This window comes from Sutterella wadsworthensis 2_1_59BFAA (genome assembly GCF_000297775.1).
Lineage (GTDB): Bacteria > Pseudomonadota > Gammaproteobacteria > Burkholderiales > Burkholderiaceae_F > Sutterella > Sutterella wadsworthensis_A.
On the sequence record NZ_JH815521.1, the window covers coordinates 88,763 to 110,339 of the forward strand.

Genomic DNA, 21,577 nt, shown 5'->3' on the forward strand with positions numbered 1-21,577 from the left:
CGACAGGTCGCAAATCAAGAATTAGAGTCTTCCTGCCATCTACGGGCGAGACTTGAATCTTGAAAGAAGTGATCTGGAAGCCGGGCCATGGATCGAGAGATTTGAAAAGTTGCCCTACAATATTGGTCATAGCGCTCATCCTTTTTTCGCGGTTCTTCTCTAGTAACTTGAATCTGCCTGAAATTGGGAGTGAGCGCTACTTTTTTCTTGGAGGGAGCCGACCAGACTTTTTCTTAAAAGTCAAGGCCGCGTTCCACGGACTTCCGAGATGAACCTTTTTTTTTGCCCGTTTGTCAAGTTCTGCATGGATGGTCTCCGGTGTTCGATGCCCCTTGGGAGCTGACCATCTAATTAGCTGTTGGCCTCGACATGGCTCTTGCAGCGTTCAACTCTGATCTCAAGGAATCCTATCTCATTGACCGCATTGCCTACGACAAGCGTTATGAATTCGCTGCGGAGTCGACTCAAGTTCGAAGACGAATCATCGCAACTTACTTCTTACAGTTGTAGTAAAATTTACTTCAGACGCCTGCGGTGAGTTTTACTACATTGTTTGGAAGCAAACCAAACTCCGCCATTCGCAAGCGCACTTCACTGCTCACCCCCAAGCCGGATGTCCCTACGATGACTCAATTTAACTTTTATGGACGCAAGTCCGAACTTCAGACGCTGTCGGCGTTTTACGCAAACGCGTCGACGAATCTTGGCGTGATTTACGGCCGTCGGCGTGTGGGGAAAAGCCTCCTGATCAAGGAATCGCTCAAGCGCTCTGGGTTGCCCTTCATCTACCTGGAGTGCAAGCAAACGTCGGAAGAAAATAATCTCCGTCAGCTGATGTCGTTGTTGGGTTTGAAGTTGGGCATTCCGCCTCTTGCAGTTGACAACTTTGAGGACGCCATCGACTTCTTGTTCAAATTCTGTAAATCTGACGCCACCGTTTTAGTCTTCGACGAATATCCCTTCCTGCGGGATTTGATTCCCGGTTTCGACAGTATTCTTCAAGCCTTGGTAGATCGATACAAGGGGGAATCGAAATTAAAAATAATCCTCTGCGGATCTTACATTGACATTATGAAGGGGATACTCGCCTACAAAAGCCCCCTCTACGGCCGCTCTTCGTTCGTCATGAATCTCCATCCGATGGATTATTACGAATCAGCTGAATTCTATGCCTCTTATTCCAACGAAGATAAAATAAAGATTTATTCAGCATTGGGCGGCATCCCCTATTACAATTCGCTCATCGATCCGTCCATTTCCGTTGAAGAGAACTTCATAAGGCTCTTTCTCTTGCCTGAGGCGATTCTCTCAAACGAGGTCACGCTGTTCCTCGCTGCGGAAGTTTCCAAGGTGAACAACGCCAATCTTGTTCTCGAGGCTCTCGGACAAGGCGCGAGGAAGTATTCCGACATCGCTACGTATACGAAGCTCCCCGCCTCCTCGCTTGCTTCTGTTCTGAATCAGTTGGGATCCCTGGATTTGATCTCGAAAGACTATCCCATCAATGCGCCCGATAATCTCAAAAAGGCTCAGTATGTCTTCCGAGACAACATGGTGCACTTTTACTATAAATACATCTACAAAAACATCAGCCATATGGGATTCATGAATCCCGAAAAGTTTTACGACTTGTTCATTGGCCCCGATTTGGACACCAAACACATTCCCAAGCAATTTGAAGGCATCTGTCGGGAATTCCTTATTCGATCCAACAAATTAAACAGGATCACCCCTCCATTCTTTAAAATCGGAAGATACTACTATGACATTCCGAAGTTAAAGAAAAACGGTGAATTCGATGTTGTTACGGAAGATCAAACAGGATTCACATTTTACGAAGTGAAATGCCGAAATCAGCCTATGACACCGGCCCAAATTGAGGCCGAGATTGAGCAGGTGAACGCTTCGCCGCTTAAAGCGATTCGTTACGGCTTCATTTCAAAATCAGGGTTTAAGAAAGCTGAATATAGGAACGATCTTGTTCTTTACGATCTTAACGATTTATACGCTGACGAGTTGAGAGGGTAACCGTTCTGTTTCGGGAACGGAAATTGATTTTTGGCGGCTTACGGCTTAGCCCGATACTGCCGGCGTGCACACCCGGCGGGCCTTTCTTCAACGCTTACGGTCGGACTCAAACCCTTCCGTCAGCGAAGCGTAATCCGAAGCCCGAGCCCGTCGTCCTCCCAAGCGCGGCCGCCTGAGAGCGCCACGCTGATTCCGAATGCCGTAACCTGATCGAGCGCAAGCTCAAGCAGGCCGCCTTCGTGACGCACGGCCGGGAACCCCTTTTTTACCCTCACGACACTGTTTTCATGGCGAAGCGTGAATTCTTCGCGTAGGAAAAGCACCTTGCACAGCATCCGCCGGAAGTGCTCGAACCCGGATTCGCCGAGCTCGAGCACCGTTCGTCCCTGCGCATCCCGCGTGATTTCGAAGTCGCCTTGGAAATCCGTTGCGTCCTTGAGGCCGCTCTCGTCCGCTTCGATGCAGGCCGCCTCGATTTGCGGCGTAATGATGGGCTTGCGGCAGAAGTTCGAAAGGCCGTGAGGCGTCGTCTTTTCCCAAAGCACGGCGGAAAAATAGTCGGGATTGCCCTTCATGCAGAGCTCAAGCTCCTCGCGCGTAATGAACTGAGCGGCCAGGAACGCGACACGGCCGTTGGGCGTTTGGACTTCCGGGAGATCGCGGTCGTCGCAAAGCAGCAGCACCAAGTCAGCAAGATGCCTGCCATTGGCCCTTTTGACGCTGTTGACGACGGCAAAGCCCGAATGCACGTGCTCGGGCGCGCGGCGCGCTGTGCCGATCAGGTTGGTCAGCATGGCGCAGACCTTGTCGGACGGGCTCCGCTCCTTGTTCTTGGCCGGGACGCGAATCGAAAACTCAAAGCCGTGTCCGTCGATGCCAAAACGAGTCACGCCCTGATGAAGGCCTCCCGTCATGGCGTACGTGACAATGAGCCAATAGGGACGCTGTCCTTTCACCTTCCAGGAAATCAGATAGGCTTCGCCCTCCGCCTCCACGATCGCCGCCGGCCCTTCGACGAAGTCGAGCCCGCGGCTCTTGAGCAGTTGCTCCCAGGCATCATGAATGGCTGAGAGCGTCGCGGTATGCAATTGGGTGATCTTGGTCGTCATGTTTGTCTCCATCAGCTTCTGCATTCTCATTATACGTGTAGCGTATAGCCGTTCTGTTTCCGAGCGTGCCGACCGCCCTCGACGAGCACCTTCGACACCTTCGCGACTTCGGACATGTTCACGGGAATCGTGACGACGCCGTTCTCCCTTCGTGCTTCGCCGCCCATCTCGAACGTCACGACGTCCGTGCCGTTGTCAACCCGCATGGGCTCCTTGAGCATGATGCAGCACCCGAATGCTTCGGCGAATTGTCCGCTCGAGGCCGCCGGCACCGTGAGCCGAATCTTCCCGAACTTTTCCACCACTTCGAATGCAGCGTGCCAAGTGCCGAATTCGCGACCCGACTCGGCCGCTTCTTCGCGCAGGCGCCGGGAAGTCTCGGCATTGAGATGGCTCTCCCGCTCAAAGTCCATCAGACCGTGCGGCGTGCTCTGCACCCAGAGGAATTCCAGCACCTTTTTCGCCTCAAGCGCGAACATGGCTTCGGTTTCGTCCTTCGTCATCCCGAAGAGGCTCACGAATTCGAACTTTCCATCCCGGCAACTGAACGCGCCGAGGTCAGCATCCCTGCAAAAGCAGCTCGAGGCAATCTTGCTCGGCGTGCCGTCAAGCTTCTTCAACCCTTCCTGAGGACAGGAGAGGGCTGGGCTCATCCTGCACGGCTGGTGTTCGAGCGCCTCCAAAAATTGCGAAATCATGTCCATGGTCCATCCGGGCACCCGATCCGACTCGGACGCGGGTGCGCGAAGCGAGAATTGGTACCGGTTGCCGTGCTTGTCGGTGAGCGCGCCGACGGTCGTCACGATGAGCCAGTAGGGCCTCTCGCCTCCAACCTTCCAGGCCAGGCATTTCGTCGCCGCAATGAAGCGCGAGTCAACAGGTACAGGTCGAGGCAAAGGCGGCAAGCGTTGCGACGGCGAGAAGAGAGGGAACGAATGTCTTGGCTTCCATATAGCTTCCTCCTGAAGTTCATAAGCAAAACCATCATCGAATCACCGCCCAGCACCGCAATTGGATCATTCCGTGACTGCTCCCCGTCCGATTTGAAAACAAATCGGGCGAGGCTTCCTGCTTCTTCAACACAGCCCGGACGATCGTTCGGGTCTTACACGTCTCCACAGGCTTCGGCTCATGACGTTACGAGCGCAAGACGGTCAGCCCAGCCGCCTTCAACATTCTGATGCCTTCCTGCTTGATATTCAGGGAGGCGTTTAGGTCTCGGTCATGATGTGCGCCGCAATGCGGACAAGTCCAGCTGCGGGTTGCAAGGCTCAGTTCCTTGAGCTTGTGACCGCAGGCGGAACACGTCTTCGAAGACGGACAGAAGGTGCCGATCTTTGCAAAGATCCTGCCTTCATGCTTCGCCTTGTATTCGCATTGGCGCATGAATTCACCCCATCCGGCATCGGCAATCGCCTTTGCTAGATGGTGATTCTTCATCATGCCTTGAATTTTCAAAGTCTCGAAAATCAGCGCTTGGTTTTCGTTCACCAATCGTCGAGAGGTCTTGTGAAGGAAGTCGCTGCGTCGGCGCTTCACCTTGCGGTGCAGTTTTGCCAGACGCTTGCGGGCCTTCTCACGATTCTTGTTACCTTTCTGCTTTCTTGAGAAGGCGCGTTGCGCCTTCTTGAGCTTCTTTTCTGCTCTCTTGAGAGCTTTGGGAGACTTGATCTTTTCACCGTCGGAGCATGTACCGAAGGTCTCAATGCCGACGTCAACGCCAACCGTTTTGGACTGACGAACGCATGTCGCAGGCACGGCTTCGGGCAGACCGTCCTCGTAGAGAACGGAAGCCCAGTAGTCGCCGCAGGCATCCATCGAGAGCGTGATGCTCTTGACCTTGCCTTCGATCTTCCGATGCATGACGGCCTTGATCTTCTTCATCTTCGGCACCTTGACGAAGTCGTCGCCTGCCGAAACGCCGGTGCAATGGTAGCTGGACTGTTCGCCGCGTCGGGACTTGAAGCGCGGATATCCGGCTTCCTTCTTGAAGAAGCGGCCATAGGCTTTGTTCAGATTGCGAACTGATTCCTGCAATGCCATGCAGTCGTATTCCGCCAGCCAGGCGTACTTCTTCGACTTCTTCGCAATGGCGATGAGCTTCTTGAGGTCGTGAATCGGGTGAAGATTGACACCCTTCACCTTGTAGAAATGTGTCTTGAGATACAGCGCCTTGTTGTAGCAGAACCGCACGGCACCGAAAAGTCCGGCCAGATATTTCTTCTGGTCGGACGTCGGATAAATGCGAAAACGGATAGCGCGGATCATTTGGCGGTCAGTACGTGAAAGGCTGTGCTACAGTTAAATTTTAGCATTTTTGCAATTGGCGGTCTTATGAAAGATTATGACAAACGTCGCCACAGCGTAACCAAACTGTGCGTTCATCTTGTCTTCACAACGAAGTATCGAAGAAAGGTCATGACGCCGAACATTCTGGAAGAAGTTCGAAGCTTACTGACCGAAACTGCGGAGAAAATGGGCTGCACGCCCATGGAGGTCAACGGTGAGGCAGATCACGTTCACGTGCTTCTGGCCTTCCCGCCAAGCCTGTCCGTATCTTCGATCGTCAATGCTTTGAAGACTGTATCCTCACGCATGATCCGTTCCAAATACCCGAACATTCTCCACGGAGGAAGGACTGGGCTCTTTTGGTCGAGATCATATTTTGCCGCCACGGCCGGCGGCGTTACCCTGGATGTACTCAAGCAATATGTTGAAAACCAGGGTACCGACTAGCAATTGCCATTTCCGCCTCTCATCCCCGCCTCACAAAGGCGAGGGTTTCCCGGCGGTTTGGCTAACGACAAAACCAATGAAGGCCCCGACGCTTGCCGGAGCCTTCACTTGATTTCAATTCCCTAACGAGTCTTGATGATGCATCAACGCGGCTGCTTGACGATCTTGCCTTCAGCCTTGAGCATTTCGAGGACCTGGTCGACAGGAAGCGCCTTGGTGACCTTGCCGTTGTAGCCCTTGACGTCCTTCGCCTTGAAGAGCGAATTCACGACGGCTTCTTCGGTGGCCTCGATCGTGGCCATGAAGATCGGCGTCATGTCGTCATTGGCGACGTTGACGTTCTGGAGCTTCTCGAGCTTCTTAGTGTTGTGCGGAACGCGGTTTTCCTTGGCGGTCGAGAATGCGATCGCGAAGTCGCCCGAACCGTTCGAGGCGATGCCGCCCGCCTTGGCGAGGCCCATGAAGGCGCGCTTGGCGACGCGCTCGAGGTTGCGGGCATCAATCGGAGCGTCGGTGGCGACGACCATCATGATCGAGCCGTCGGCGCATTCGATTTCCTTCTGCCACGGATAGCCGCCGAGCTTTTCGCCCACGGCGACGCCGTCAACATTGAGGAAGCCGCCAAAGTTGGTCTGAACGAGGACGCCGACCGTGTAGCCGCCCATGCTCGCGGGCAGCTTGCGGGACGACGTGCCGATGCCGCCCTTGAAGCCGAAGGCCTTCGTGCCGGAGCCTGCGCCCACGACGCCTTCTTCAACGGGACCGGACTTGGCCGTCTGGATGGCCTTCAGGACGTCCTTGGAGGTGAGGAAGCGGGCGCGGATGTCGTTGATGCCGCCGTCGTTCGTTTCACCGACCACGCCGTTGACGCTACGGCAGTCGCCGTTTTCCTTGAAGGAGAACGTATAGTCGATGATGCCGTCAAGGCCTGCGGCCACGTTGAGGGTATTGACGAGGACGATCGGCGTCTCGATGTTGCCGAGTTCCTTCACCTGCGGATAGCCCGTCATCTTGCCGAAGCCGTTCGCGAGGAAGATGCCCGCAGGAACCTTTTCCTTGAAGAGGTTGCCGCCGTGCGGAAGAATCGCGGTCACGCCCGTATGAGCGCCCTTCTTGTCGTCATGCACGTTCACCTGGCCGACGAGCACGCCTTCAACGTCAGTGATGGCGTTGTTCTGGCCCGGCTGCAGGACGCCGAACTGGATGCCGTATTCGCGCGGACGCAGCGAGTCTTCCTGGGCGCACACCGCACCTACCATCATCGCACCGGCCACGGAGGCGGCCACCAGAGTCTTCATGAAATTCATTTTTTTAGCTCCTTTCAAACCGGCTGGTCGTGCCGGCAGAAGTGAGCATATCCATGTCGCTCAAATATGACTATTCGGGTTTTCACGCTCGCGCAAAACGTAATCTCCCCATTTTCCCTGAGTTCCGTTTCCCGAAAATCGTGCATTCGCCGCTCCCGCAGGCTGACTGCCGAAAACACCCTCCCCGCTCCCCGAACCCTTGCGCCGCAAGACCTTGAACCAAGGTTGCGTCCCGAATCAGGCATTGTGTGCTGCAATCGATCGATTTCAGGCGGCTTCGTCGGGATAGGGTACGTAAAGACCCTGCATCCATTTGTCCGAACCTTTCACAAAGGCCCGCCCAAAGGGTTAATCCGATTCAGTTCTTCAGCATGTGCCGCCTAAAATCGACAGGTGTCAAAACCGATTGAGTTTTATTATCCGCGTGAACCGGGGTCTCAAAGACATCAACATGACCGCACATACCGAACAATACGTTGACCGCATGGTCGAGGACCGCCGCAGCTTCCACATGAATCCGGAACAAGGCTGGCTCGAATTCGAAACGACGGCCTTCAGGTGATCAATCCCGACGCCGTCATGGCCCGCAAGCCCGAAGAGGTCGAGGACGCCATTGAGCTCGCCCGCGCCGCAGGCGTCTCCGAAGCCCTCCTCGAGCGCATGGGCGGCTACACGGGCTGCGTCGGCGTGCTCGACACGGGCCGTCCCGGTCCCGTCACCACGCTTCGCTTCGACATCGACTGCCTCGCCATCGAGGAGACGAAGGACGAAAACCATCTGCCCAACCGCGAGGGCTTCGCCTCCACGCGTCCCGGCCTCTCCCACGCCTGCGGGCACGACGGCCACACGGCCGTGGGCCTTGGCGTCGCGCAGTGGCTCGCCGACAACAAGGAGACCCTCTGCGGCAAGGTGAAACTCGTCTTCCAGCCCGCCGAGGAAGGCGTTCGCGGGGCAGCCGCCATCGCCGCTTCGGGCGTTCTCGACGACGTCGACTGGTTCACCGCCGGCCACATCGGCTGCGACGCGAAACCCGGCCGGATCGGCGTCTCTCACGAAGGCTATCTCGCCACCACGAAGTTCGACCTGGAGATCTTCGGCCTTCCCTGCGCGGCGGGCAGTCCCGAAAAGGGCCACAGCGCCCTCATGTGCGCCTGCAACACCGTCATGGCGCTCGGCAGCCTGCCCGGCCACAGCAAGGGCATCACCCGCGTGCAGGTCGGCAAGATCGTCTCGGGCACGGCCCGCAACATCGTCGCAGGCCACGCCTACGTCGTCCTCGAGGTCCGAGGCGAGTCGACCGAAATCAACGACTACATGGCCGCCAACGTCGAGACGACCGTCAAGGGCCTCGCCGCAGCCTACGAGTGCACGTACAAGCTCACCCGCATGGGCGAGGCCGTGACCTACAAGGGCGACGAGGAGGCGGTCGAGCTCGTCAAGGCCGCCGCCCGCGACGCCGAAGGCGTGACGCTCGTCACCGACATGAACGCCAAGGTCGGTAGCGAAGACTGTACCATGCTCATCCGCCGCATCCAGGCACACGGCGGCAAGTGCGCCTTCTTCTACTTCGGGTGCGACCACCACGGTCATCACCGCCCCGACTTCGAGATTCAGGACCGCACCTCGCTCCCCGTCGGCTGGGGCGTCTTCACGGGATTCGTCGCGCGCACCAACGCACGATGACACCCATCACGCCTGAATGACCGAAGGCCCGCCGGAATCAAAGTTCCGGCGGGCCTTCTTTTCAAAAGAATCCCGGGAAGGACTCCGCATTCCGGAAGCCCTTCCCTTCCGACTCTCCTACTTCACGACCTTTGCGGACTTGCCGTGCGTCACGAGCAGGTTGGGCTTCGTCATGGCGGGAGACGGCAGCGGCTCGATGTGCGCGCCTTCGCCGTACTTCGCCTTGAGGTCATCGACATACCCGAAGTCGAGTGCACGCTGCGGGCAGGCCGCGACGCAGACGGGAAGCTCGCCCTTGACGACTCGGTCAACGCAGGCGTCGCACTTCGTCATCTTGTGCGCCTTCTCGTCGAGCACGGGTGCGCCGTAGGGGCAGGCCTTCGCGCACATGCCGCACCCAATGCACTTGGCAGGATCGATGAGCACGAGTCCGCCCTTGTCGTCGTGCTTCGCATGCGCCTTGGTCGGGCAGACCTTCACGCATGCGGGATCGTCGCAGTGATTGCACGAGACGGAGACATAGCCGTGGGTCACGTCCTGATGCCAGGCGCCCGTCATGCGGTCCTGACGCCAACCGCCGTTTTCATAAGCGAGGACGTGGCGGAACTGCCTGCCGTCCTCAAGCCCGTTCTTGTCGCAGCACGCCACCACGCAGGTCTTGCATCCGGTGCAGCGCGTCGCATCGAAATGGAATCCGTATTGCTTCATGATCTGCCTCCGCATCAAATCTTTTCAACCTGCACGAGGTTCGTGTGGGAAGGATTGCCCTTGGCGAGCGGCGTGGCCTCGAGCGTCGTGAGGACGTTGAAGCACGCGCCCTGATCGACGCCCTTTTCATCAGGCCTGTACCAGGCGCCCTGAGGCATCGCCACGAGATGCGGGATCACGCGGGCGGTGACGAAGGCCGGAATGACCAGCGAGCCGCGGTCGTTGAAGACGCGGACCTTGTCGCCCGTCTTGATGCCGCGCGGTTCGGCGTCGATCGGATTGATCATCAGCTCGTCGGGATGCAGCGCACGGAGCCACGGTACATTGTGGTAGGTCGAGTGCGTGCGGCCTGCTCCGTGATAGCCGTAGACCTCAAGCGGATACTTCTGCTCGAGCGGATCACCCTGGCCGAGCATTTCGGCCGTCGCGATGAAGCGCGGGATCGGATGGATTTCCTGACCTTTGGTCTTCGGGAGCTCCCAGGTCTCGGCGATCTTCGCCAGACGCTCGGAGTAGATCTCGATCCTGCCCGAAGGCGTCTTGAGCGGATGCTTTTCCGGATCCTCGCGGAAGGCCTTGAGCACAATGCCAGAATCGCGACCCATGTGGTACTTCACGAAGCCCTTCGCCCAGAATTCGTCAAAGCCCGGGAGCTTGATCGGATCGGGCTGCTTGGCGGCCTTGGCCAGCGTCTGCTCGTAACCCCAGCGGATCCATTCCTTCTGCGTGCGGCCTTCGGTGAACTTCTCTTCGAGTCCAAAGCGCTTCGCCATTTCGGTCATGATCCAATAGTTGGGCTTCTGCTCCCAGAGGATGTCGGCGGCCTTGGGACAGGCGACGATGTAGTTGTAGTCGCCGACCGCATAGGCGTCGCCCTGCATGTCGTCGATTTCCTGATTCATCGTGTCGGGGAGCACGTAGTCCGCAAAGCGTGCGGAAGGCGTCATCTGGTTGTCGACCACGACGATCGTCTCGACGAGCTTCTCGTCCTCGAGGATCTCGCGGATCTGGTTGACGCCGCCGTGCTGGTTGACGAGCGTGTTGCCCTGGGTGTTCCAGATGAACTTGATGTTGTGCTCGAGCCTGTCGCAGCCGCGCACGCCCGCATTCAACGCGGTCATGCCCTTCGCGTCCTTCACGGCGCGCGGCCAGAGGAAGATCGGGAAGGACTTGCCGATCGGGTTCTTGCCTGTCGGCAGTCCCATGTCGATGCCGTAGGAGTCGCCCTCGCGTGCGCCGGAGTTGGTGCCGGGCAGGCCCACCTGACCCGTGAGGAGCGCCATCATGGCGATCGCGGTCGACTGGGTCTCGCCGTTCATGCGGCGCTGCGGACCCCAGCCCTGCGAGATGAAGACGGGCTTCGTCGTGGCGATCTCGCGGGCAAGGCGTTCAATCGTCTCGACCGGCACCTGCGTGATACGGGAGGCCCAGAGCGGCGTCTTGGCCGTCTTGTCGGGACCCTGACCCAGAATGTAGGACTTGTAGTCCGAGCCCTTCGGAGCGGACTTCGGGAGCGTCTTTTCGTCGTAGCCCACGCAGTACTTGTCGAGGAAGGCCTGATCGACGAGGTTCTCGTTGATCATCACCCAGGCCATGCCTTCGCAGAGCGCGGCGTCGGTGCCCGGACGGATGGCGACCCATTCGGCGTCACGACCCGCGAGCGTGTCGGTGCAGATCGGATCGATGACGACCATGCGGGTCTTGCCTTCACGGAGCGCGCCGTAGAGCTCCCACGACTGGCCGCCGCCCGAGGCGCGCGTGACCGCGGGATTGTTGCCGAAGGTGACGTAGAGCTTCGCGTTCTTCACCTGATTCATGTACGAGCCCGCGCCGTCGTTCGTCGAGCGCACGCCGCCGTAGCCGAAGCCGCCGTAGAGGTAGGGCCAGGCATGCTGTATGCAGGCGGCCGAATAGTCCGAATACCAGCCGATGTTGCCGCCGATCATGTTGAAGAACCGGAACGTGCAGTTGCGGTTGTTGAAGAGCGAATAGCTGCCCGAGCCGTGCATGAGCATGATCGATTCGTTGGTGTGCTCGGCAATCGTCTTCTTGAGCCTTGCGGCGATCTCGTCAAGCGCCTGTTCCCAGGAAATGCGCTCGAACTTCCCTTCGCCGCGGCGCCCGACGCGCTTCATCGGGAACTTCAGGCGCTCTTCCGAATAGAGGCGCTGGCGAATCGAACGCCCCCTCTGGCAGGCACGCACCTGCGGGCAGGACGTCGCGGAGGCGCCGGCCTCCGGATCACCCGTGTTGTCGGTTTCGATGCGGATGACGCGGCCCTTCTTCGAGACGCAGCGCAAGAGGCAGCGAGAGCCGCAGTTGATCGAACAGCACGACCAAGTCGTCGTCTCAAGATCGTCGACCGCAGCCGCAACGGCGCTGCTCAAGGGCGTGGCCGCAAACCCGGCGGCAGAGCCGAGCATGGCCGTATTTGTCAGAAAATGACGTCGTGAAAGCATGCTTCTCATCTCCTCAAAAAGTCATGCAGGGAAGAGTCCTGAATCCTCGGGCGGCTGCGGGGTCCAATGCAGCCGTGCGCCCTTTCCCTCGGGACCTCCCATTCTAAACGCGCCCGAATGACTCGGGCACTCGTTTGAGTATAGGACCGTCGCCCATGAGCGACATGAGCATTTCTCCCATCCTCCTCTCTGCGAAAGAGGCTAAACGCCCGTACGCCCTTGCCCGTTCCTCACTTGACACAGCCATACAGGTGAGGGCGCTTGGATGGGGTTTCAGAAAAACTGCTGCGCAACTATACTGTCCAAACACATTGGAGTCTTGCATGTTAGGTTACTTAGAGGTCAAATCTACAAAGCGATTTGATGACTGGTACGCTAGTTTGAGGGATAAGATCGCAAAGAAAGCGGTTGACCGAAGAATTGCCCGAGTCGCGGCTGGCCTGTTCGGAGACGTTAACCGCGTGGGAAAAATTTCAGAATTGCGTATTGATGTTGGACCAGGCTATCGCGTGTACTTCACCACAGTGAACGGAGAGATAATCTTCCTTCTCGCTGGTGGTGACAAGAGAACACAACAAGCTGATATCGATACTGCAACCCGATTGGCAGAAAATTTGGAGTTGTGAGATGAGCACAGATAAAGTCAAAGCATCGCCCTTCAACCCCGTGGATCACATGGAAACAGACGAGGAAATCATTGAATTTATCGTCGACTGTTACAATGAAGACCCTGAAGGACGCGTATACCTTCGAGCCTGCCAATTTCTAGGCGACTCACGAGGAACCCTTAAAACCTATGAAATCTTGCAGAGAGCGACTAGAGAGATCGCCTCTAGAAATCAACAGCCCTCGCTTAAACACGCGATTGCGTAACTCGTAGCTCTCAAGCTACCACTAGCCCTGTTTCAGAGCTGATGCTGTCTTGAGTTAAGTTGCAACCACAGCCCTCGGCAACCGCCGGGGGCTTTTTTTCGGACTATTTATCGGCAAACCACCCGATAGGGTGCTTACAATTGTAAGCAGTCGTCGCTGTTCCTCTGTCACTCTGTTGGGTCTTCAGCCGGTCAAAACGTCGAGCTCGAGCAGACGCCCCTGCTGACGTATTCGACTGCCCATAACGCCCGCAGCAGGTGCCGATTCAGTCCCGAAGAACGCCTTTTCGGAGCGCCAGATGAACGAAATGGAAATTTCGCGCGCCCTGCACCGCCACACCATTCCCTTATGGGAACCAAATTGAAAGGCCCCGACCCACAGGGGATTCGAGGCCTCCTTTCTCATTCAGGCAGTCGAGAGGCAGCTGCCCGTAGGGTCATCAGAAGGCGTAGCGCACTCCCAGGTTGACGCGGTAGTCAGTGTCGATTTCAGCACCGCTCGTCGCCTCCACGTCCGCATAGACGTGGACCTGCTTCGTGGCGTTGAAGTTCGCGCCGATGCCGTACTCGGTCCAGGTGTCGCCCAAGTCGCCCGAGATCGTGCGCATGGCGCCGTCCTTGCCGAACCTGTACTCGGTCTCGCCCTTCCAATCATGGAGGACCGACGCGCGCACGTAGGCGTTGCCGCGGTCATTCGGGCACTTGACGCCGAGCACCACGCCCGCACGACCGATGAGCGTGTCGGCAGCGTCCTGTTCGACCTTGACGCCGGTCGAGGTCGTGTAGTCTACGCTCTCAACATGGCCGTACATCACCTCGACCTGTGGCTCAACGAAGAAGGCGTTGTGCAGCGGATAGAGGCGCCAGCCCGCTTCGGCGGACATCGAGAAGGCGTTCGTGTCGTAGTCGGCCGTCGTGCGACCCACGTTCGAGACGATGTCGAACTCGTTCTTGATGCGGCCGTACTTCGCGGTCACGTCAAGGTAAAGACCATTGTCCCAGAGCTTAGAGCCGTAGCCCGTGAGCGCCAGCACGGAATTGTCACCGCCGCCCGCGCTGAAATCGCTGCTGCCGTCGGTCCACGAAAGGGCGCCGCCGATCCAGGTGCCGGGTACAACCTGACGGTCGTAGCCGAACTGGAAGGCCGTGTACTTGTTCTCGATGTTGAGGAAGCCGCCGGAGGCCTTGCCGTGGTAGGCGCGGGCCCAGACGCCGTTTTCCTCTGCGGTCGAATCGCGCAGCTCACCGAGGCGCTTGTTCATGTCGTTGATCTCGTTGCGCCAGATCTGAAGGCCGAGCACCGTCATTTCGGCAATGCCGTGCGTATTGACGTTGGCACTGGTCTTGACGCCCGTAACGTCGCTCTTGCCCGTTTCGTCGAACGTCACCGAACCCGTGGCGCCGTCATGAATCTCGTCGGCCTCCTGCGTGACCGTGATGGTCTTCTCAACCGTCTCGCCCTTCTCGTTCTTCGTCGTGACCGCAACAGACTGCGCAACGGCCTCAAGGTCGTCGACAGCACTGCCCGTATTGTTGGCGGCGGCGCCCGTGACCGTGACGGCGGTCTTTTCACCAACCGTTGCGCTGATCTGGGAGGTCTCGGAAACCTTTTCGATCGTAACGCCGAGCTTCTCGCTCTGAACGTCCGCAAGGGTTGACCCCGTTACGCCTTCCTTGATGGTCACGTCCGTGGAGCTGCCCTTGATCGTCGTGGCCACCGACGCACCGCTGCCCTCGAACGAAATGCTCGCGATCTGAGCCTCGACCGCCTTCCCTTCAGCACGCGTTGCGTTCGGGTCAACACTTACTGAGGCGCCTTCCTTGAGAACCAGACGTTCGATCGTCTTTTCTCCGGAAGCCAGATATCCACCATCGCGCCAGCCCAGCTGCAGCTCGCCGTCCTTGCCGATTTCAACATTGCCAAGCTCGACACTCGTTGTCTTCTCCCCAGCCTTGCTGACGTCGGCGTAAACGGTCAGAGCGGCCCCATCTGCAATGTTGACGTTGTCCACCACGAAAGCCACTCTGCCGTCTTCCGCCGGCTTCGACTTGTCAACGAGGTTCGAGGTCGTCAGCGTTCCATCCATCGTCTCCGACTTGTTGACCGTCAGCGTGCCGATGTGAATTGTCGAATCCTGCATCTGCTGAATGCGAGGACCGTTTGCACCAGTCGTCTCGATAAACACCACCTCCTTGATGCTGTTGTCACCGTTGATAGTGGCCTTATCGTAAACGCTCATCGTCGACCCGAGTTCCAGACGCTCGACGTCCTTGAACTGTGTTTCACCCATGAGAGTAAGTGCATTGGTCGCCGCCCTGATGACGGGTGCAGAGATGAGCGTATTCTCGTAACAGGAAAAGCTCGTGAGGGTCAGCTTTTCAGTAGCCGTAATCCTGCCGCCGTCGAACTTTTTATCTGTATCCTGACTCACCTGATCGATCTGGGTAAGCGTCACGTCGCGGCCAATGATTTCAGCCGTAGCATAAAGATTGATGAAGGAGCCCTGAAGGTTCACAACATCCCCCGTGATCTTGCCCTTCACCACAGAACCGATTCTTCCAGAGTCAGCCTCGATGACGTCGGCCTCGAGCACGGCCCCCTCTTCAACCTCCACCGCAGCCGCAGTCCTTTCTCCCGACTCATTGCGGAGAGAAATCTTCTTCAGACGCTTGCCGTCGGCGCCAGCGATGGTCGACCCCGTTTTCACCACCAGATCACGGTCAACAAAGGAAAGTGAGTCCCCGTGGACGATCACGTTGCCCTCATTCTGGAGGGAAACGTCAAACGCATCGGAATTGACGTGAATGGTGCCCGACGCTTTATTGACTAGCCTTGATGCGTCGCTTTCACCCGTAAAACTGCCGATGTTTTCGATGTTGCCCGAGTTTGTCAGGGTCGACCAGATCGCAAGGTGGATCGTTCCGAAATTCTTGATCGTACCCTTGTTTTCGTACTCCTGGTGGCTGACTGTCTTCAGGGTGTCACCTGACTGCCCCGTCAGAACATCAGTGTTGACGGACGGCATTGTTTGCTCGGCTGCTGCGGCCACTCCTGATGTCAGGGCGGCCGCGACGGCAATAGCGAGGGCGGTGTGAGTGAGGCGGATACTTGTCATTTGTCTTCTCCGAAAAAGCCATCGGCGCCAATCAGACCAACAAAACCCAGCCACTGAGCACCTTTTGGCTTGAACATTTATTATTGTCCTCTTCTTTCCGCAATCAGACAAGATATTTCTTTCCCATTCTGACTTCAGCATCTATTCAGGAAGGGGGCAAGCCGCCGCCGTTGTCCGCCACACGAGCACTAGCATTTGCCTTGTTCATTTGAAACTGCTGCAGGGTCATTGCCCTGTCGCCTGAACCATCGGTCGCCGAATATGGAAAGGCGGGGTGCATCCCATTGATGCTGCCCCGCCCTTCCGAAGTTGAGACGGCGAACCTCAGTCCGGTGCGCCGATCGTGCTTATCAGAACACGTGCCTCACGCCGACGTTCCAGCGCCACATCTCGCTCACTTCACCGCCCGTCGTCCTTTCGAGGTCAACGTAGGTGTAGGTGGCGGGCGTCAGGCGGAAGTTCGCGCCGACGCCGAATTCACCCCAGGTGCCGCCGATGTCGTCGGACATGCGGACGCTCTTTGCACCCAGGCTGGCAACCGCCTCGCTCTCTCCCTTGAAGTCATGCAGCACGGAGGCGCGGGCGTAGACGAGGCCCTTGTCCTTCGGGAAATTGAAGCCAGCGCGAACGCCCATGCGGCCGATCAGGCTGTCGAAGTCGTCCTGCTCGATCCTCACGCCCTCGGAGTTGAGGAAGTCGTCGCCCATGATGCGACCCCAGGTCACTTCAACCTGCGGTTCGACAAAGGCGCCGCCCGCCAGCTCGAAGTGACGGCCGTATTCGGCGGAGAGGCTGAACGCATTGTTTTCGAATCTGCCGCTGGTGCCCTTGATGCCGTAGTCCGTCTCAACCCTGCTCACCTTGGCGATGAGGTCGACGAAGTGACCGCCCTCGCCCAGCCAGGTGCCGTAGGCCGCCAGACCGCAAGCCTTGTGGTCAGCACTTCCAGCCGTCATGTCGGAGGAGCCGTCCGTGTAGGAGAACGCAGCACCTGCCTTCCAGCCCATGCCGACGTCCGCATCGGCGCCGACCTGAACGGAGGCATTCTTCATGTCGATGCCGTCGTGAGCCTGTTCTGAGCCGTAGACGCGCACCCAGCCGCCGATGCCTTCGGGACTCGTGCGAAGTTCGCCCATGCGTTTCATAAGATCGTTCATGTCGTGGCGCCACTGGAGGGCGGACAGAACGGAGAGCGTCTTCACGGCTTCAATCTTCTCGTTGGCCTTCTGGACCACGGTGAAGGTGCCGTCATCATTGCGGGATGCCTCGACGGCGCCCGCGAGACGGCCTTCTTCAAAGTAGACGTTAGTGACGGAATTGGAGAGGTCATCGCCCAAAATGGCGTTCGCAGCGGCGTTCACCGCATCGCTCGTAGAACCCGTGTAGGCGTCGTTGAAATCACCCGACATGACGGCATTGATCTTGCCGGAGCTCATGTTTATGAAATTGGCTTCGACGAATGTAATGTAAGACTCACCGGTTGCAGGCAGCTTGTTCATCTCCACAACCGTCGTGCCCGACCCAATCGTCAAGCGATCCTTCACATTCAGGGTGGCATCTGCAGACGCGAAGGAAAGAAGGGCACTCTTGCCGTCTCTTTGTTCTGTCAAGGTAAGCGAAGTGACGCTGCTTTCCTCCGTCACGTTCCAGCGAGCGCCGTTGTCCAGCTTGACGTAGATCAAGCCGTCACCCGAAGTCGCGCCGGTGAAGGTGCCGCCCTCGGACAGGTTCATATCGGCCATTGCCTTTTGGGTCATGTAGACATCGCCGACAATGTTCGTGACAGTATCCTCGTGACTCCAGAGGTAGATGTTGGCGCTGGTGCCCTTCCCATCACCATAGAAGGCATATCCGTCGGAAACAATCTCAGCACCGTTGTAGAAACGTACGGTGGCCTCCCCATCGGGATCACCGTTTTCGACAAAGACCGCTCGGGAATCTCCTTCATATTCCTCGCCACCTGTTGCTGTCGTCTTGATCACGGCATGATCATTGAAGTCCACAAGTGTGCGGGTTCCGGCCCAAACGCCGACGGCCGACTGCTTACCGGAAGCCTCAATGCGGGCTTCGCCGTTGAACTCAGTCCCGGCGTACTCGAGGGCCAAACCACGAGCCATGACACCCTCAGCCCTGATGTCGGTCCTGCCTGTAACGACAAGCGTGCTCTTTTCAGTGGCTTCTGCATGTGTGTCTATGCCCACCCCCACCCGGTCGTCGGACTTCGCAAGGATCGTCAGATCATTCACAGTCATCGTCACCTTGTCGCCCAGAACGATACCCGAAGCCTTGTCGGTGTTCGTGACCGAAATGTTCAGGCTACCTGTGGTCACAGTAGATTCGTCCGAAAGGAAACCATCCGCCTTGTAATTGCTTCCAGGGTCGGCCTGCCCTTTCACAGTGATCGACACGTCACCTGCCGTCAGCTCGCCATCCTTGAGCGAAACACCCTTGGCATACTTGGAATTGCGAGACTCGACCATGACATTCATGGCTTCGGTGACGGACACCTTGGCCTCCGTAGCTTCAAGCCCCACGGCCTGATAGTCGTCACCTGACACGTTCTGAGCGTTCACCCTGATCGACAGATTGTTGGTGGCCAGGCTCCCGACCGAGCTTGAGATGCCTTTGGCGGACGGCGAATTGGTCGCGTCGAGCACGATGTTCATGTTGCCAGTCTCGACCGTAGAATCCTGGGCATAAAGGCCGTAAGTACCTTCAGAGTAGTCGAAGGCGGGGGACGCATTACCAATCGACTCAACGTCAGGATCAACTTCCTCAGCAGCCTTCACATTGATCGTCAAGGTCTCGGCGGACAAATCCCCCACCAAAGCGAAAACGCCACTTGTGACTGTGGACTCATAAGACTCCACCCCAACGGTAAGCTTTTTGGCTTCAACAGTCGAGCTGTTGACAAAAAGGCCAAAAGTAGCGGAAGGCACCTTCCCTGCTGAGGCGTCTGCGTCAGATGGCTTCGACGTATTCTTCACCGAGATGAGAGCTTCATCCTGCAGCTTAAGCAGGCTTTGGGGATCGAGACGAACACCAGCGAGCAGCGAGGCGTGAGTCTCCGTGGCCGAAACATCAACCCGGAACTGCTTGTTGACGGTTAGGGATCCAACATCCCCCCCATCTTCTGGATGAGGACGCCGGCCCTGTTGTCCAGCTCCGCCCCATCCGTGTTCTTCACGGTGAAGTTCTCGAATTCTTGCTGTTCGCCTCGGTTTTCATAAACCCCTTCGGAAAAGTCTGCGGCAACGGCTGCATGGGCGCCTAAGGCGGAGAGAACCGCGGCGGCGAGAATGTTGCGGGCAAAATGTTGAGCCTTCATGGGCACCTCTAAAATTCGTTTGGAAAGCCGGTGCCGACAGTTGGCACCTGATAGTACGACTGTACCAAGAATTCTACTCGGTCCCAAGACAAACAGGAGCAATCCTGATTTCGAACTTTTTATCGGCAAACCACCCGATAGGGTGCTTACTGTGAGCTGTCGTCTGAAATCAATAAGATACGCCAGCATGACTGCAAATTTTCTATGAATTTCGCAGTTACGATTGCGTTTTTCACTTCTCAGGCAGATTATCAGCACCGTCAACTGAGATAGGAATTACTTTTACAGCCTCTCCTACCCTCTCAAGCCTATGTTCTCGTACAAAAAAAATGATAAAATTCGCCAGTACGATTGCGAATTTTCTATAGATTTCGCAGTTACGATGGAGATTTTTACAAATGCCCTATATCCAACGAGAACTGCAACCTCAAATCACCCGTGAAACTCCTCCCAAGGCTGTCGTTATCTTCGGCGCTCGTCAAATTGGGAAAACGACGCTTTTGACTGAACTTTCACAGTATGAAAAGTCCGTTCGCTGGTTTAACGGCGATCTCATCACCGACCATAGACAGCTCCAATTCAGCTCTTCAACTGATGTCGAACTCACCCTTCGCCAAGCCGATACGATCATCATCGACGAAGCACAACGTTTTCCCAACATCGGTTTGATCCTCAAGCAACTTGTTGATGTAAACGTTCGCTTGAACCTCGGGAAAAAAATCTTTGCCACTGGCTCATCCTCACTTGAACTTGCCAAAGGCGTCAAAGAAAGCGCCGTTGGCCGTCTTGTCCATAGACAAATGTGGCCGCTTTCCATCTCGGAAATCGCTGCCGCCAAAGGTTGGGGCGAAATTAGCCAGAACATCGAACGTCTGATGATTTACGGCACCTATCCAGCCGTCTTCACAGATCCCGACCATGCTGAATCGACACTGCGCAATTACTGCGATGGCGTTTTGTACAAAGACTTGTTTGCACTTGCGGGGATCCGCCAGAACGAGAAGTTCATGCACCTCGTCAAGCTACTCGCCTATAACGTAGGCTCAGAAGTAAATTATGACAACCTAGCACGCGACACCGGCCTGAGCAGAACCACAGTCGCCGACTATCTCCAACTTCTGGAACAATGCTTCATAATCAAAATTTGTCCCTCCTTTTCCCGAAATCTAAGCAACGAACTCAAGAAGGGCAAAAAAGTCTACTTCTGCGACAATGGCGTCAGGAACGCGATCATCGGTGACTTCAGCCCAATGGTAGCCAGACCCAGCCAGGATGGCGGCGCCCTGTGGGAAAACTTCTTCTTCATGGAACGCGTGAAACTGCACAGCATTCGAAACGACTTTACCGACATGTACTTCTGGCGCACGACCAGCAACAACCCTCATGAGCTCGATTTTCTTGAAGTCAAAAACGAAAGAATCCGAGCTTTTGAATGCAAGCTTTCCTCGTCTGCCAAAGCGCGCCCTGGCAAATTCACGACTGCCTATCCGGACGCACCCATTGATACCGTGACGCCAGATGACTTGATGAGGCTTTGGTTTGCCGATCAACCCATGGCAGACAACGCCACAGACAGCAGACTTGTCTGACATCGGGCTCAAAATGATAAAAATCGCCGGTACGATTGCGAATTTTCTATAAATTTCGCAGTTACGATGGCGATTTTTATCGGCAAACCACCCGATAGGGTGCTTACTGAAGAAGCGCTTGACCCTGATGACAATTTCTTGATCGCGATTTGTGAGTCTGGCTCAGCCAAATCCGCCAGGAACCCTCGCCTCGGTGAGGCGGGGAGGAATGGCGGAAAAGACGGCGAAATGCGAGGCATACGTTAAAAGAGGAAGCCTCATATAATCAAGGAAGCTCTTCAAAAGTACCCTGAACAATCGTTTGCACAGAAATTTGGCCTGTGTAATAGATAAAAGCTCTCGGGGCGCAAAATTAGAGAGGGCTTTTGAAGAGCTTCCTCAAATTTCCATACCGTTCCTTCCTCTGTCACGAATGATCCGCGCCATCCGCATTCGACTCTATCCGACGCCCGACCAAAAGAAATATCTGGCCGGTCTTTTCGGTGCCGTGCGGTTCTGCTACAACAAGGCGCTGTATCTCAAGACGCATTTCTACAAGGTGAAGGGCGTCAATCTTCACCCGATTCACGACCTCAAGAAGCTCATCGCCATTGCGAAGAAGTCGAAGAAGTACGCCTGGCTGGCGGAATACGACTGCATGGC

At 56.6% G+C, this 21,577-nt stretch carries 15 protein-coding genes; 6 read left to right on the plus strand and 9 right to left on the minus strand.

Annotated elements, in window-relative coordinates:
- Nucleotides 1-534 precede the first annotated feature (534 nt).
- Entirely contained in the window at nt 535-2,028 is a 1,494-nt protein-coding gene (locus tag HMPREF9465_RS11265; protein ID WP_147645377.1) for an ATP-binding protein, read from the plus strand.
- A 119-nt stretch (nt 2,029-2,147) separates the two neighbouring features.
- On the opposite strand, the gene HMPREF9465_RS11270 is transcribed toward HMPREF9465_RS11265, so the two are convergent.
- The 3 genes from HMPREF9465_RS11270 to HMPREF9465_RS11280 form a co-directional block, all read right to left on the minus strand.
- Nucleotides 2,148-3,137, minus strand: a complete 990-nt coding sequence (locus tag HMPREF9465_RS11270) for a suppressor of fused domain protein (protein WP_081579518.1) — start codon at nt 3,135-3,137, stop codon at nt 2,148-2,150.
- Between the two features lie 29 nt (nt 3,138-3,166).
- Nucleotides 3,167-4,033 carry a suppressor of fused domain protein gene (locus HMPREF9465_RS11275; protein ID WP_147645379.1) on the minus strand — a complete coding sequence of 289 codons (867 nt, stop codon included), beginning with the start codon at nt 4,031-4,033 and terminating at the stop codon, nt 3,167-3,169.
- A 241-nt stretch (nt 4,034-4,274) separates the two neighbouring features.
- Nucleotides 4,275-5,405 (minus strand): RNA-guided endonuclease InsQ/TnpB family protein, encoded by a 1,131-nt coding sequence (locus tag HMPREF9465_RS11280; RefSeq protein WP_005437098.1) that lies wholly within the window; start codon nt 5,403-5,405, stop codon nt 4,275-4,277.
- 66 nt (nt 5,406-5,471) lie between these two features.
- Here HMPREF9465_RS11280 and tnpA point away from each other — a divergent pair, with 66 nt between their 5' ends.
- Entirely contained in the window at nt 5,472-5,873 is a 402-nt protein-coding gene (gene tnpA, locus HMPREF9465_RS11285) for an IS200/IS605 family transposase (protein ID WP_005437099.1), read from the plus strand.
- A gap of 143 nt (nt 5,874-6,016) precedes the next feature.
- On the opposite strand, the gene HMPREF9465_RS11290 is transcribed toward tnpA, so the two are convergent.
- A complete protein-coding gene (locus tag HMPREF9465_RS11290) occupies nt 6,017-7,180 on the minus strand; it encodes a P1 family peptidase (protein ID WP_005437100.1) in 1,164 nt (387 codons plus the stop codon).
- Between the two features lie 558 nt (nt 7,181-7,738).
- Between HMPREF9465_RS11290 and HMPREF9465_RS11295 the strand changes: the two genes are divergently transcribed.
- Nucleotides 7,739-8,863: an amidohydrolase gene (locus HMPREF9465_RS11295; RefSeq protein WP_005437102.1), complete on the plus strand. Its 1,125-nt coding sequence runs from the start codon at nt 7,739-7,741 to the stop codon at nt 8,861-8,863.
- A 117-nt stretch (nt 8,864-8,980) separates the two neighbouring features.
- On the opposite strand, the gene HMPREF9465_RS11300 is transcribed toward HMPREF9465_RS11295, so the two are convergent.
- On the minus strand, nt 8,981-9,571 hold the full coding sequence (locus HMPREF9465_RS11300; protein ID WP_005437103.1) for a 4Fe-4S dicluster domain-containing protein: 591 nt from the start codon (nt 9,569-9,571) through the stop codon (nt 8,981-8,983).
- A 14-nt stretch (nt 9,572-9,585) separates the two neighbouring features.
- Complete coding sequence (locus HMPREF9465_RS11305; RefSeq protein ID WP_005437105.1) at nt 9,586-12,030, minus strand: DMSO/selenate family reductase complex A subunit; 2,445 nt, start codon at nt 12,028-12,030, stop codon at nt 9,586-9,588.
- A gap of 155 nt (nt 12,031-12,185) precedes the next feature.
- On the opposite strand from HMPREF9465_RS11305, the gene HMPREF9465_RS13970 reads away from it, so the two are divergent.
- Nucleotides 12,186-12,656: a type II toxin-antitoxin system RelE/ParE family toxin gene (locus HMPREF9465_RS13970; protein WP_331270991.1), complete on the plus strand. Its 471-nt coding sequence runs from the start codon at nt 12,186-12,188 to the stop codon at nt 12,654-12,656.
- A 686-nt stretch (nt 12,657-13,342) separates the two neighbouring features.
- Here HMPREF9465_RS13970 and HMPREF9465_RS11320 read toward each other — a convergent pair.
- The 3 genes from HMPREF9465_RS11320 to HMPREF9465_RS13345 all read right to left on the minus strand — a co-directional run bounded on the left by HMPREF9465_RS11320 (nt 13,343) and on the right by HMPREF9465_RS13345 (nt 19,535).
- Nucleotides 13,343-16,018 (minus strand): autotransporter outer membrane beta-barrel domain-containing protein, encoded by a 2,676-nt coding sequence (locus tag HMPREF9465_RS11320; protein WP_005437112.1) that lies wholly within the window; start codon nt 16,016-16,018, stop codon nt 13,343-13,345.
- Between the two features lie 350 nt (nt 16,019-16,368).
- The gene (locus HMPREF9465_RS12590; protein WP_147645383.1) at nt 16,369-18,819 is read right to left on the minus strand and encodes an autotransporter outer membrane beta-barrel domain-containing protein; all 2,451 of its coding nucleotides are present in this window, start codon (nt 18,817-18,819) and stop codon (nt 16,369-16,371) included.
- 305 nt (nt 18,820-19,124) lie between these two features.
- Nucleotides 19,125-19,535 (minus strand): hypothetical protein, encoded by a 411-nt coding sequence (locus HMPREF9465_RS13345; RefSeq protein WP_147645385.1) that lies wholly within the window; start codon nt 19,533-19,535, stop codon nt 19,125-19,127.
- A 209-nt stretch (nt 19,536-19,744) separates the two neighbouring features.
- Between HMPREF9465_RS13345 and HMPREF9465_RS11335 the strand changes: the two genes are divergently transcribed.
- The gene (locus HMPREF9465_RS11335) at nt 19,745-20,935 is read left to right on the plus strand and encodes an ATP-binding protein (RefSeq protein ID WP_005437118.1); all 1,191 of its coding nucleotides are present in this window, start codon (nt 19,745-19,747) and stop codon (nt 20,933-20,935) included.
- Between the two features lie 412 nt (nt 20,936-21,347).
- The coding region (locus tag HMPREF9465_RS11340) for a helix-turn-helix domain-containing protein (protein WP_005437119.1) at nt 21,348-21,577 on the plus strand (230 nt) is incomplete at its 3' end.